The following is a 13,573-nucleotide window of genomic DNA, read 5'->3' as shown; positions in this document are numbered from 1 at the left end:
CCCGCCGACGCGGGCGCGGACGGGAAGTCCTGAGCTGATGTCCACTCCCGGCCGACACCCGGAAGAACCGGCGCTGGTCCCCGAGAACCGGCAGCGGCGAACACTGGCGCGCAAGCTGGCCTACCTGCTGGCCGGGACGAACTACGTGCCGCTGCCGCACGAGCAGTTCGAGGCCGCGCTGACCGAGGTCGTCGACGAGCTCTGCGCGGCGGCGCTCGCCGAGCCACCCCAGCCGGAACGGGCGGCCCTGGCGGGTGCCCGGCTGGTCGAGCTGAACTGCACCAGCGACAAGAGCCTGTCGAGCACGATGGACGTCCTGGTCCAGGGTCTGCTCGCGCTGCCGGAGCTGCGACCGGTCGAGCGCTTCGCCGAGCCCGTGGTGCGGGTGGTCGGCGCGCTGGCCACCGGCTACGTCTCCGCCGCGCAGCGGGAAACCCTGGAACAGCAACAGGGTATGCACGCTTCCTTGCTCAAGGCGGTGCGGGACGCCAAGTACAACCTGCGTTCGGCCCAGGCCCGCTTCGACGAGGTGGCCACCTCCTCGGCCAGCGGAATCCTGGTCACCGAGCTGGACGGCACCGTGGTGCAGGCCAACGGCGCGATCGCGGCCATCCTCGGCCACCCGCCCGCGGAACTGACCGGGCGCAACCTGTTCGACCTGGTGCACCAGGACTACGCGCCGGTGCTGCGCGAGGACTACCAGGCGGTGCTGGACGGCCGGACCGAGCGGATCAAGCAGTCGCAGCGGTTGGTGCAGCAGAACGGAGATCCGGTCCAGGTCTCCATCACCGCCTCGCTGCTGCGCGGGACCGACGAGGAGCCCAGCCACTTCGTCACCGTGGTGGAGAACGACACGGAACTGGTGCTGCTGCAGAACGAGCTCAGCAGGCAGGCCCTGCACGACGTGCTGACCGGGCTGCCCAACCGCCAGTACTTCACCACCCAGCTGGAAACCGCGTTGCACCAAGCAGATCCGCACTACGGCCTCACCCTGCTGCACCTGGACTTGGACGCCTACCCCGCGGTCCGCGACGGGCTCGGCGAGCAAGTGGGCCAGCAGTTGCTGGTGCTGGTGGCACAGCGGCTCAGGACGTCGCTGTCCGGGGAGAAGGCCGTGGTGGCCCGCTTCGACGGCGCCGAGTTCGCGCTGCTGCTGGAGAACACGCCGACCACCCCGCTCCCGGCGAGCCTGGTGCACACCCTGCGCCAAGAACTCGCCGAACCGGCTTACGTTGGCGAGCACGGGCTTCCCGCCTCGGCCAGCATCGGCGTGGTGCACCGGCCGCCCAGGGACCGCGAGCCCCGCGAGCTGTTGCGGGACGCGCACCTGGCGCTGCGCCGGGCGAAGGCGGCCGGACCCGGTCAGTGGGAGTTGGCCCACCCCGAGCAGATCCGGCGGGACCGGGAACTCGACGCGCTGGCCGCGACCATGCCCGGCGCCTTCGAGAACGGGGCGGTGGAGGCGAACTACCGGCCGCTGACCCGGCTGGCCGACGGAGCGGTGCACGGGGTGGAGGTGCTGCTCCGCTGGAACCACGCCGAGCTGGGCCCGCTGCCGGACGAGCGCTGCCGGGAGCTGGCCGAGGTGTCCGGGCTGATGCTGCCGCTGGGGGAGTGGTTGCTGCGCACCGGATGCCAGCAGACCGGGTGGTGGCGGCGGCAGCTGGGCCGGGACCTGCTGCTGACGATCAGCGTGACCCCGCACCAGGCCGCCGACTCCGATCTGGTGAGCCGGGTGCTCGACGTGGTGGAGGAGACGGCGTTCCCGCCGGGACGGCTGCTGGTGGCGCTGCCCTCGCTCGCGTTGACCACCGACCTGGGCGAGGCCAGGGGCAACCTGGCCGGGCTCGCCGACGTCGGGGTGCGCACCGCGATCCGGGACTTCGGGCTGGGCAGCGCCGAGCTGGCCGCGGTGGTGGACCTGCCGGTGGACGCGGTGTGGCTGGACCGCGCGCTGACCGGGCGGGCGAAGCTGCCCGACTCACCGGTGACCGAGGCGCTGCGCCTGCTGCCCGGACTGGTGCACCGGGCCGGGGCCGAGGTGATCGTGGACGGTCTGACCACCGCGGACGACGCCGGGTTCTGGTTGGCCGCGGCCGCCGACCTCGGCATGGGCGCGCTGGTCGGGCGGCCGGGCCGGGCGGACGAGCTGGCCGCCACCTTCGGCGACCCCCGCTGGCGATCCTGAGCCCCACCACGAAAGCGACCCCCGCCCCACCCCACGCCCCCACACACCCTCATCCCGCCCCGAGGTCGCCAAAGAACCCGTTTCGTACTCTTGCCGGGATTTTGGAGCGCTCTTTTTCCCGTTATGAGTACGAAACGGGGTTCTCTAGACGGCGCCCGCGGGGGATGGGGTGAGCGGGCGGGTGGAGGGCATGGGACAGAGTTTACTTGGTGTGCGGAGTGCGGGCGGGGCTTGCGGGATAGGGGTTAGCCGCCCGGCCTGGTGGAGATGGGGTCGCGCGAGTCGCGGACGAGCGGGCCGCGGTCTGCCGGACGCCAGTCGAGCGCGGGCGGGTCGAGCTGTTGGGCCGCCGAGCGCGCGGTGCCCGCGTCGAACGGGCCAACGAACGATCGGACGGCGTAGGTGCTGGCCGTCCACGGGGCCGAGCCCCTCACGGGCTCCAGCGTGATCGCCAGCTTCTTCTTGCCCGAGGTGAACCTCGCCGGGATGGTGAAGGTGTCCTGGAGCCACCGCTGGGAGGCGTTTCCGGTGACCTGGAGCCAGGTTCCCGCCTCCGCGCCGTCCACCAGGACCTTGACCTCCTGGTAGGGGCGGGCGTGGTCGGCGGTGCGGACGAGCTGCACGCCGGTGTTCGCCTGGTCCGCCGCGACGGTGAAGCTGATCTTGCCGGTGGCGGAGGTGATGGTGCCCGTGGCGTTGTCGTGGTCGCTGTCGCCCTCGAAGCTGGAGGTCAGCTTGGCCGTGGTCTCCGCTTCGGCGCGGTAGCCGTGCTGGTCGCGCTCCGCGGTGTTGGTGAGGTCGATCCGGTCGGTGCTCCGCAGAGTGGTCTGCGGTTTGCCGTACCAGTAGGACGTGGCGCTGTAGTCGGCGGCGACGTCGGCGAGCGGCCCGGACTCGATGCCGAAGCGGAAGGCGCTGTTGAACGGGATCGCGTCCGTCACCATCAGCCGGTAGGCGCCGGTGCAGTCGAGCTGACAGCCGTCGCCGCCGACCTCGTGCGCCGGGTATCCGGCCGTGGGCATCCCGAAGGTGCCGGTGCGGAAGTACCACCCGGACTCGTAGAAGTCCTCCGTGCCGGTGCCGTACTGGAGCGGCGTGAGCACGCCGTCGGAGTAGATCCGCTCGTCGCCCTCCAGGTACAGCCGGGGGACGTCGGTGCCGAGCGGGAGCTTGCCGCGCATGCTGTGCGTCATCCCGTAGTACACGCCTCGGCCCGAGGCGTCCACGGCGATCCAGTCCTTGTCGCGCTCGGCGGCCCCGCTCCGGTGCGTCGCGTGGAAGTAGCCCAGAGAACCGTTGGCGCGCAAGCGTTCCGCCACGGTGCTGTCCGGCGCCGAGGTGACCTCGACCGAGGCACCCGGGATGGCGGTCCCGCTGCCGTTGACGACCTCCACGACCGCGTTGCGCGCGAACGGCATCGGCCACCACGAGGTGTACCAACCGTCCTTGCCCGGGTCCATCGCGAACATCAGCGACCGCACGTCGAACTCGCCGAGGCCGGAGCCGAAGAACTCGCCGATCGGAGCGTCCACAGTGGTCACTCCGTCGAAGCTGATCCGCAGGCGCGCCCCGGTCAGCACGGCGTCCGACGCGGCCACCTGACCGGCGTCGACGGGGTAGTAGGAGGAGCGGCGCCCACTCCACGTCTGCTTCTCGACCTTGTAGCCGTGCGCGGACTCCTCACCCGGGTGGTGCGGGCCGAGGTCCATCACGTCGGTGCGCACCCACGAGCCGTCGACGAGGCTGTGCACGTCGTAGCGGAACTCGTTGAAGTCCACCTCGGAGGAGACGAACTCGGTGCGAACGGTGATCTTCGACTTGTCCGAGGTGAGCGCGGGAGCGACGTCCAGGCTCTGGTCGGCCCAGGTCAGCGGGCCGAGCCGGGTCTTGTGCTGCCACTGCCCCGCGGGCTTGCCGTCCACGAGCACGTTCGCCAGGGTGTTCTCCACCTCGGGGTCGAAGCGCCGGGTCAGCCGCACCCCGGTGTTCTTCGGGTGCACCGCGGCGGTGAAGGTGCTGGAGCCGCCCTTGCCGTAGGCCCTGCCGTCGTCGTTGACCGTGGGGCTGGGGATCACCTGGGGCAGCCGCACCCGCAGCTGGCTGATCTGCGCGGGCCCGGACAGCTCGGCGACCTTGGCCGCCGCGCCCGGCTGGATGTCCACAGTGGACTTCTTGGTGCTCGCGCCCCGCTTCGCGGGCTTGGGGTCGGTGAGGCCGGACGCCCGGAGCCGGGTGATCACGTCGGTCGCGGGGTCCTTGGGGTCGAACGCGGGAACCCCGTCCGCGTCGGCGAAGCTGCGGTAGACGACGTGGTGGAACTGCGGGTTGTGCTGCGTGGTGACCCGCATCGACGTGCGGAACGGCATCGGGACCTTGATCACCACGCCGCCGGAGGTGTCGTCGCGGTTGCCCACCAGCGGCCACATGAACGGCGCGCCGAGCTTGCCGTCCACCACGTCCTGCAGCGGTGCTTTCAGGACGGTCTTGCCGTCCAGTTCGATCTTGATCCAGCCGGTCTTGGTCACCACACCGTGGTCGCGGGTGAACCAGATCGACTCGATCTCACCGGCCCCCGTGCGCTCGGCGATCACGCAGTTGGTCGCGGTCGTCCGCAGGCACGCGTACTTGCCGTCGAAGCCGTCGTTGTTGCGGCCTTCCCTGTCGTAGCTGGAAAACTGCCGCGTCTCGGTGGCTCCGCGCAACGCTGCCATGCCGTCGAGCTGACGGTAGCCCGCCCAGCCGATGGGTCCCTTGTCCCCGGTGGGCGCCGCAGTCTGCGGGGAGGCCGCCGGGGCTGTACCCAACGTCACGGCGGTGACCACGAACAGCGCGGCGGATGTCCGCCCGATGACGTGGCGAAAGCGATGGATGCCGCGCACGGCGCCCCCTTGCGTTGCTTGTCCATAGTGGACAGCGGTGATTCTGAATGGACACTCTGCCTGACGGCTCAACAGGGGAAAGGTTTGCCGCCGAGCTGGCCTTTCGTCCTGGAACGAAGTCTGGTGAGCGTGCGACACTCGGGGAATGTCGTTCCAGGGCACCAAAACGCATGACGAGATCGACAACCTGCCCTCGCTCGTCAGACGGGCCGTGGACGCCGCCGGTCGCCACGGCTTCGAGTTCTCGTGCCGCCCGGAGCAAGGGCGCCTGCTCCAGGTGCTTGCCGGTGGTGCCCGGCGACGCATCGGTGAAACGGGGACCGGGTGCGGCGTCGGCCTGGCGTGGCTCGCCTCCGGCGCCGCTGACGGCGTGGACCTGGTCAGCGTGGAACGCGATCCGGAGCGCGCCGCCATCGCCGCCGAGGTCTTCGAGAACCACGACCGCGTAGAGGTCGTGCGCGGTGAATGGCAGCGCATCGCGGACTACGGCCCCTACGACCTCCTGATCCTCGACGGGGGCGGACAGGGCAAGGACGGCGCCGCCGCCGATCCCGTGCAGCTGCTCAATCCCGGTGGTGTGGTGGTGATCGACGACTTCACGCCGACGACCACCTGGCCGCCCCTGTACGACGGCTCGCCGGACGTGGCTCGCCTGCATTGGCTGGAGCACCCCGATCTCCACGCGACCGAACTCCGCCTCGCACCGGATTTCAGCGTGGTCGTGGGCACCTACGTGCCCGCGCACCGGTAGAGCGGTCTGCCCGCGAAAGACCACCAGTTCACGGGCACCGCTGCCAGATGGATTCCTGGACAGCAACATCAACGCGAGCGCTCTGAACAGGAACGGCCGGTTCAGCCTGTCGAGCACAACGAAACCAACGCGATCCACCGCTTCACATTGGTTAGGACGTGAACAACATGCACGACTCGTTCCGCGAAACCGGGGCGGGAGCACCGTGCGCGCGTGGATACTCAGCGCGTGGATCTCTTGGTGTTCCTTCCGGCCGTGTTCGTGTTCGTGTTCGTCGGAATCCTGTTCCTGGTGGCCTACAACAGGAAGGGGTCGGTGGCGACGGTCCAGATGAGCAAGCGGAGGCTCGTGGTGCAGTCCCCGGCGCCGCCGCAGGTGGTGTACGGGTGGCTCGTCCAGCACTGCCCAGGCGGGTACGCGGTCGAGGATCACGATCCGTCCCGGGGCATCGTGCTCCTGTCGTCCCGGCCATCGGCCTTCACCTGGGGGTTCTTCTACCCGGCCGTTGTCTCCGCGGACGGGGCCGGGACTCGCGTGGACCTCGGGATCAAGTCGAAGGCGTTCCAGTACGGGCCGCTGGTGACGCGGGCGCACCGGAAGCTCGCGGGTGCGCTGGCGGGCCTGGTCCAGGGCCGCGTCGCGGAGTGACCCTCTCGCCCACAGCGCGAGCGAGAGGGCGGCGGTCCGCTACCAGGTGACTGGCAGTGCGTGGACGCCGTAGATCCGCATGTGGGACCTGACCCTCACCTCGTCGGCGGGGGCGGCGAGGGCGAGGGTGGGGAAGCGGCGGAGCAGTCCGGCGAAACCGGCGCGCATCTCGATGCGGGCCAGCTGCTGGCCGAGGCATTGGTGGACGCCGTGCCCGAAGGACAGGTGACCGCGGGCCTTGCGGTGGACGTCGAGGGCGTCGGGGTTCTCGAAGCGCTGGGGGTCGCGGTTGGCGGCCAGCAGCGACACGATGACGGTCGAGCCCTTGGCGATCTTCTCGCCGTGGAACTCGATGTCCTCCGCGGCGTAGCGGTAGAAGATGTCGGCGATGGACAGGTAACGCAGGAGTTCCTCGACGGCGTCGGGCATCAGCTCGGGGTCGGCGCGGAGCGCGGCCAGCTGCTCGGGGTGCTCCAGGAGCGCGAAAGTGCCCAGTGCCAACATGTTCGCGGTGGTCTCGTGGCCCGCGAGCAGCAACAGGAACGCGATGCCGGTCAGTTCCTCGATGCTGAGGTCGTCCTGGCGGGCCAGGTCGGACAGGATGTCCTCGCCGGGCTCGGCGCGCTTGCCCGTGACCAGTTCGCCCAGGTACCCGGCCAGCGCGCCGTAGGCGGCGATCTTCTCCTCGAACGGCAGCGTGGTGTCCATGAACCTGGTGGAGTTGACCTGGAAGGTCTCCCGGTCCGCGTAGGGGACACCGAGCATCGCGCAGATCACCAGCGAGGGCACCGGAAGCGCGAACTCCCGCACCAGGTCGACCGGCGGGGTCAGCCGGGCCAGCTCGTCCAGCTGCCGTTCGACGATGTCGGTGATGTGCTCTTCGAGCTGCCTCATGCGTTTGACGGTGAAGGCGCCGGTGAGCTTGCGCCGCAGCCGGGTGTGGTCCGGCGGGTCCATGGCGATGAACATGCCGGGCGGCACCGGGGACGGCTCGGCGAAGTCGGGCATCCCGGGGACCTCGAACGGTTCGTGCAGGACACCGAGGTCCTGACGGGAGCTGAACCGGGTGTCGGCCATGAGCTGGCGGACCGCCTCGTAGCCGGTGACGAGCCAGCCCTCGTGACCGTCCGGGAAGACCATCGGGCTGACGGGGCGGGCCTCGCGCAGCCGGGTGATGTCGCGGGGCGGGTCGAAGGGGCCCGCGTCGCGTTCCCTGGGCAGGCCGTGCGGAACGGGAACCGGGTTGCTCATCGCGTGTCCTTTCGAAGCGGTCGTTGCGGCCACTTTCACGCGCGGACCTGACACGCGACCGCCACGGCCCTGACACCGGGTGTGTCAGGGCCGTGGCGGAGGAGTGTCAGCCCGGCCGCCGAATGTTTGCCGCATGAGTTCAGCGATTGCGGTTTCGGGACTGCGAAAGGCTTTTGGGGACAAGGTGGTGCTCGACGGCATCGATCTGGATGTCCCGGCGGGCACGATCTTCTCCCTGCTCGGCCCGAACGGGGCGGGCAAGACGACGACGGTGAACGTGCTGACCACCTTGATGAAGGCCGACGGCGGCACCGTCCGCGTTGCCGGGCACGACGTCGCCACTGACGCGAAGGCGGTGCGCGCGGCGATCGGGGTCACCGGTCAGTTCGCGGCGGTCGACGAACTGCTGACAGGGCAGGAGAACCTGCAACTGATGGTGGACCTCTCCGGCGGTGGCAAGCGGATCGTCCCCGAGTTGCTGGAGCGCTTCGACCTGGTGGAGGCGGCGCGCAAGCCCGCGTCGACCTACTCCGGGGGCATGCGCCGCAAGCTGGACCTGGCGATGACGCTCGTCGGGAACCCGCGGATCATCTTCCTGGACGAGCCGACGACCGGCCTGGACCCGCGCAGCCGCCGCACGATGTGGTCGATCATCCGCGACCTGGTGGCCGATGGCGTGACCATCTTCCTCACCACCCAGTACCTCGAAGAGGCCGATCAGCTCGCCGACCGCGTCGCCGTGCTCGACCAGGGCCGCCTGGTCGCCCAGGGCACGCCCGAGCAGCTCAAGCGGCAGATCCCCGGGACGCACGTCCGGCTCCGCTTCACCTCCGTCGCCGAGCTGGACGCGGCCGCGCCGCTGTTCCCCGGCTCCACGCGGGCCGACGAGGCGCTGACCCTGCGCGTGCCCGGCGACGGCGGGACGGCCTCGCTGCGGGCGCTGCTGGACACCCTCGACGGGCACTCGCTCAGCGCCGAGGAGTTCTCCGTGCACACCCCCGACCTCGACGACGTCTTCCTCGCCCTGACGGGCCACACCACGGAGGCCGCATAGTGAACATCAAGACGTCGAGCACCACGTCCCAGTCGATGGTGATGTTGCGCCGCAACTTCAAGCACATCTCCCGGAACCCGATCTCGGTGTTCAACGCGGTGCTGATGCCGATCATCGTCATGTTGATGTTCGTGTACATGATGGGAGACGCGTTCAGCGTCGGTGTCGACTACATCGACTACGCGACGCCGGGACTGATGTTGCTGGCCGTCTGCTACGGCCTGGGGGCCACCGCGACGTCGGTGAACTCGGACATGACGAAGGGCATCATCAACCGCTTCAAGGTGATGGACGTCTCCCGGGGCGCGGTGCTGACCGGCCACGTCGTCGCCAGCCTGCTGACCAACCTGATCGCCATCGCGGCCCTCGTCGGAGTGGCTTTCCTCCTGGGCTTCAGCCCGGCGGCGGGATTTCTGCACTGGCTCGCCGTGGTCGGAGTCGTGGTGCTGCTCGGTTTCGCGGCCGGTTGGTTCACGATCGCCCTGGGACTGGCGGCGAAGTCCCCGGAAACGGCGGGCATGGCCGCTGTGCCGCTGGTCATGCTGCCGTTCTTCAGCAGCGCGATCGTCCCGGCGGAGAAGATGGGGCCGGGTCTGCGGGAGTTCGCGGAGTACCAGCCCTTCACGCCGATCATCGAGACCCTGCGCGGTCTTCTCAACGGCACACCGTCCACGAGCGTCGCGGTCACCGCACTCGCCTGGTGCGTCGGCATCGCGGTCGTCGGCTACCTGTGGGCTCGGTCCACGTTCACCAAGCGCGCCTGACCTCACCCTCGTACGAAACAAAAGGAGACTTGTCATGTCCGCATTCGCCACCCCAGGACCCGTCGCCGCGACCGTGGAGGTCGCCGGAGCCCAGGTGCGGATCGCCGCGAGCGACCGGACCGACACCGTGGTGCTGGTCGAACCCATCGACGCGACGAACCGCTCCGACGTGAAGGTGGCCGACCGGACCAAGGTCGAGTTCACCGGCGGCAAGCTGTCGGTCAAGACGACCGTTTCCGGGAGCAAGAACGGTTCGGTCGCCATCACGATCGAGCTGCCCAGCGGCTCCAGCCTGGCCGCGTACCTGGCGCACTCGGCCGTGCGGGCGGACGGCGCGCTCGGCGCGTGCGAGCTGCACATGGCGTCGGGTCAGGTCCAGCTCGACAGCGTCGACGCGTTGCGTGCCAACGTCTCCTCCGGTGAGGTCGCGATCGGCCGCATCGCCGGGCGCGCCGACGTCGACGGCGGGGCGTTCGCGATGCGGATCGGCGAGGTCGGGGGCGCGGTCAAGCTCTCGAACTCGGGCGGGCAGGTCTGGATCGGCCACGCGTCGGCCGACCTCGACCTGAGCAGCGCGGGCTGCGACTTCGCCATCGACCGCGCCGATGGCGACGTCACCGCCGGGACCGCCACCGGTGCCATCCGGATCGGGCGGATGACCGCCGGTCAGGCGAAGCTGACGAACGGCTCGGGCAATATCGAGGTCGGTGTCAGCGAGGGCGCCGCCGCCTCCGTCGACGTCCGGAGCGAGCGCGGAGCGGTGCACGATTTCGTTTCACCGCAAGGGAATCCCACCTCGGCGGAGCGCAAGGTCATGGTGCACGCCCGCACGCGGCACGGCGACGTCGTCATCCAGCGCGCGGCTTGCTGACCCTCACGAAGCGAGCGCGTCCTCGACCAGCTGGGACCAGCTCGTCTCCGTGCCCTCCCGCGTCACCTCGGCGAACCGTTCTTCGCCGAGGTGACGTCGTGCGTCCCGCTCGATCCGGACCGCGTCCGGGTGGGAGCGGTCCGGCAGTCCGCGCACGCCGACGCTGGCCGCGAGCAACCGCGCCGCCTGCTCGTACTGGCCGAGGCGAACCGCCAGGTCCGCGACCCCGACGAGCATCCGGGCGATCACCATCGGATGTCCCGCCTCGGCAGCGGCCTGCCAGGCGGCCATGCGGTGGGTGCGGGCCTCGCGGAGGTCGTCGGCCAGGTAGCCGAGCACGTCGTGCACATCCGCGCGGATGTTCGCCTCCTCCGCGTCGGTGCCCATGAGCGCGGTCGCGAGGCCGAGCTGCCTGCGGGCTTCCCCGGCGTCAGCGCCCAGGCGCGCGAGCTCCGCCTTGGCGAGCGCCAGTTCGACCAGCGCGTGCGGCCAGGTGACGCCTTCGGCGAGCCGCTCGGCCTCGGTGATCGCGGCCGCGCTCGCGTCCCGATCGCCGTCGAGCCAGCGCAGCACCGCCTGCTGGGTCCACAGCCGGATGACGTCCTCGACGGCGCCGACCTCGTTGACGGCCACCATCGCCTGCCCGTAGTACTCGCACGCACGGGCGAACTCGCCGCGCATGGCGAGCTGGCTCCCCAGCTCGGACAGGGCCAGCGAGGTGCCGAACCGTTCGCCGAGCGCGCGGAACTCCGCGAGCGCCAGCTCCAGGTTGGCCTCCGCCTCCCGACCGCCCTCGCCGATCATGAACCGCATCTTGCCCGCCTGGAACCGGGCCAGGGCGCGCACCCAGGGATCTTCGTTGTCCAGCAACGACTCGAACGCGACCACCGCGGAGTCCGGTTCGCGCAGCATGCGTTCCAGCGGGGTCATCAGGTCCAGCAACGGGTTGTGCTGCTCGCTCTGCTGCCCGAACCGGTGCGCCTTGCGAATCCATTCCGCGCCAAGCTGTTCGTCGCCCCGGCCGGAGGTCACGAAGTGCGCGACCAGCCCGTAGGCCATGCCCCGGACGTCGTCGGTCACCTCGCCGGGAACGCCGGTGGCCGCGATGATCAGCTCCAGGCCCTCGGCCCGGCGTCCGCCGAGCCACCAGTACCAGCCGGTCGCCGCCGCGAGCCGCATCGCCGCCTGCGCGTCACCGGCCGCGATCGCCCCGCGCAGCGCGGCACTGATGTTGTCGTGGTCGGCCTCCAGCGTGGCGAGCCATTCCACCTGCTCGGCTCGGCGCAGATGCGGCTCCGCGGTCTCGGTGAGATCGGTGAAGTAGGCGAGATGCGCCTGCCGCGCCAGGTCCACCTCATCCGCCTCGGCGAGCCGGTGCGCGGCGTATTCCTTGATGGTGCCGAGCATCCGGTAGCGCGGTGCGCCTTCGCCCGCGGCGACCAGTAAGGACTTCTCGGTCAGCGCGGTCAGCAGTTCGAGCACCTGCTCCTGCTCGACGGCGTCGCCGACACAGACCCGCTCGGCCGCTTCCAGGCTCGCCCCGCCGGAGAACACCGAGAGCCTGCGCAGCACCGTCCGCTCGGCGTCGGAGAGCAGCTCCCAGCTCCAGTCGACCATCGCGCGCAACGTTCTGTGCCGCGGCAACGCCGTACGGCTACCACCGGTCAGCAGGCGGAAGCGGTCGTCCAGCCGGTTGGCGAGCTGCTCGATGGACATCGTGCGCAACCTGGCCGCGGCCAGCTCGATCGCCAACGGCATCCCGTCCAGCGCCCGGCAGATCCGCGCCATCGTCGACAACGCGTCGGCGTCGAGCACGAGGTCCTTGCGCACCGCGCTCGCCCGGTCCCGCAACAGCTGGACGGCCGGTGCGGATGCGATCTCCGCGTCTCCCTCCGGCAGGGCCAGCGGCTCGACCGGCCACAGCGCCTCGCCGGTGATGCCGAGCGGTTCCCTGCTCGTGGCCAGGATGCGCAGCCGCCTGCACTCCCCGAGCAGCCGGTGGGCCAACGTCGCCGCCGACTCGATCACGTGCTCGCAGTTGTCCAGGATCAGCAGCGTTTCCCGCTCGCGGATCGCCGCGACGAGCCGGTCCGTCGGCTCCATGTTCGACGCCTCGCCGAGCAGGGCGTCCCGGAGGCGGAACCCGGCGAGCGTCGCCTGCGCCACGTCGTCGTCCGCGCCGATCGCGGCGAGCTCCACCAGCCAGGCCCCGTCCGGCAGGTCACCGAGCAGCGTGCGCGCGGTTTCCGTTGCGAGCCTGGTCTTCCCCGAGCCACCCGGCCCGATCAGCGTGGTGAGCCGGTGCTCGGCGATGAGCTCGCGGACCGCGGCGACGTCGGCGTCCTTGCCGACGAAACTCGTCAGCTCGGCGCGCACGTTGGTCTTCCGGTTGTCCTCCGGCCGTCCCACCTCGCCCCGCAGCAGAGCGACGTGCAGGGCGGACAGCTCCGGCGACGGGTCGACGCCCAGCGTGTCGGCCAGGGTTTCCCTTGTGCGCTGGTAGGTCAGCAGCGCGTCGGTGTTGCGACCGGCCGCGGCGAGGGCCCGCATCAGCGCGGCCACAAGCCTTTCCCGCACCGGGTTCGCGGCCACCAGGTCCGTCAGTTCGGTGACCAATTCCGCGCCGTGACCGAGGCTGATCTCCGCGTCGAACCGGTCCTCCATGGCGGTCAGGCGCAGCCCTTCGAGCCGCGTGACCGCCGCGTCGAACGCTTCGCTGTCCGGCAGACCGACGTCCTGCATGGCCGCGCCGCGCCACAGCTTGAGGGCTTCGCGCAGCAGCCGCGGATTCTCCTCGTCGCGGGCCTGGCCGACGAGGCGTTCGAACCGCACCGCGTCGACAGCGTCCGGTTCCACCACCAGCCGGTAGCCGTTCGTCCGCCCCTCGATCGACCCTTCCGGCAGCACCTTCCGCAGCCGGGAAACCAAGCGCTGCAAGGCATTCGTCGCGTCGGCGGGCGGGTGCTCACCCCAGATCCAGTCGATCAGCGCCGCCTTCGGGACCACGCGCGACGGCTTGAGCGCGAGGGCGATCAACAGCCCGCGCAGCCGCGCGCCCGGCACGTCGGCGACCACGCCGTCGTCCGCACGAACCTCGAACGGTCCCAACATCCCGATCTGCACCCGGCCGATCCTGCCATGGGCGATCGGGCAGATCCGCGAGATCT

9 protein-coding genes are annotated in these 13,573 nt (G+C 70.4%); 6 read left to right on the top strand and 3 right to left on the bottom strand.

Annotated features, from left to right (window positions below; genetic code table 11):
- Positions 1 to 37: 37 nt before the first annotated feature.
- Complete coding sequence (locus tag NLX83_RS04065; RefSeq protein ID WP_254233520.1) at positions 38 to 2,188, top strand: putative bifunctional diguanylate cyclase/phosphodiesterase; 2,151 nt, start codon at positions 38 to 40, stop codon at positions 2,186 to 2,188.
- Positions 2,189 to 2,433: 245 nt separating this feature from the next.
- On the opposite strand, the gene NLX83_RS04060 is transcribed toward NLX83_RS04065, so the two are convergent.
- Complete coding sequence (locus NLX83_RS04060; RefSeq protein WP_254233519.1) at positions 2,434 to 5,067, bottom strand: glycoside hydrolase family 172 protein; 2,634 nt, start codon at positions 5,065 to 5,067, stop codon at positions 2,434 to 2,436.
- Positions 5,068 to 5,212: 145 nt separating this feature from the next.
- On the opposite strand from NLX83_RS04060, the gene NLX83_RS04055 reads away from it, so the two are divergent.
- Both NLX83_RS04055 and NLX83_RS04050 read left to right on the top strand, forming a co-directional pair.
- Positions 5,213 to 5,818 carry an O-methyltransferase gene (locus NLX83_RS04055; RefSeq protein WP_254233518.1) on the top strand — a complete coding sequence of 202 codons (606 nt, stop codon included), beginning with the start codon at positions 5,213 to 5,215 and terminating at the stop codon, positions 5,816 to 5,818.
- 213 nt (positions 5,819 to 6,031) lie between these two features.
- Positions 6,032 to 6,466: a hypothetical protein gene (locus NLX83_RS04050; protein WP_254233517.1), complete on the top strand. Its 435-nt coding sequence runs from the start codon at positions 6,032 to 6,034 to the stop codon at positions 6,464 to 6,466.
- Positions 6,467 to 6,505: 39 nt separating this feature from the next.
- Here NLX83_RS04050 and NLX83_RS04045 read toward each other — a convergent pair whose 3' ends face one another.
- Positions 6,506 to 7,717: a cytochrome P450 gene (locus NLX83_RS04045; RefSeq protein ID WP_254233516.1), complete on the bottom strand. Its 1,212-nt coding sequence runs from the start codon at positions 7,715 to 7,717 to the stop codon at positions 6,506 to 6,508.
- Positions 7,718 to 7,850: 133 nt separating this feature from the next.
- Here NLX83_RS04045 and NLX83_RS04040 point away from each other — a divergent pair, with 133 nt between their 5' ends.
- Genes NLX83_RS04040 through NLX83_RS04030 form a run of 3 tightly spaced genes read left to right on the top strand, consistent with a single transcriptional unit; the run spans position 7,851 to position 10,406 of the window.
- Positions 7,851 to 8,771 (top strand): ATP-binding cassette domain-containing protein, encoded by a 921-nt coding sequence (locus NLX83_RS04040; protein ID WP_254233515.1) that lies wholly within the window; start codon positions 7,851 to 7,853, stop codon positions 8,769 to 8,771.
- A 41-nt stretch (positions 8,772 to 8,812) separates the two neighbouring features.
- Entirely contained in the window at positions 8,813 to 9,535 is a 723-nt protein-coding gene (locus NLX83_RS04035) for an ABC transporter permease (RefSeq protein ID WP_254236071.1), read from the top strand.
- Positions 9,536 to 9,569: 34 nt separating this feature from the next.
- Positions 9,570 to 10,406, top strand: coding sequence for a DUF4097 family beta strand repeat-containing protein (locus tag NLX83_RS04030; RefSeq protein WP_254233514.1), 837 nt, complete (start codon positions 9,570 to 9,572; stop codon positions 10,404 to 10,406).
- Between the two features lie 3 nt (positions 10,407 to 10,409).
- Here NLX83_RS04030 and NLX83_RS04025 read toward each other — a convergent pair whose 3' ends face one another.
- Positions 10,410 to 13,529, bottom strand: coding sequence for a BTAD domain-containing putative transcriptional regulator (locus NLX83_RS04025; RefSeq protein WP_254233513.1), 3,120 nt, complete (start codon positions 13,527 to 13,529; stop codon positions 10,410 to 10,412).
- Positions 13,530 to 13,573: the final 44 nt, after the last annotated feature.

The organism is Allokutzneria sp. A3M-2-11 16, assembly GCF_024213555.1.
GTDB lineage: Bacteria > Actinomycetota > Actinomycetes > Mycobacteriales > Pseudonocardiaceae > Allokutzneria.
This window is presented reverse-complemented; position numbering and strand designations above follow the sequence as displayed.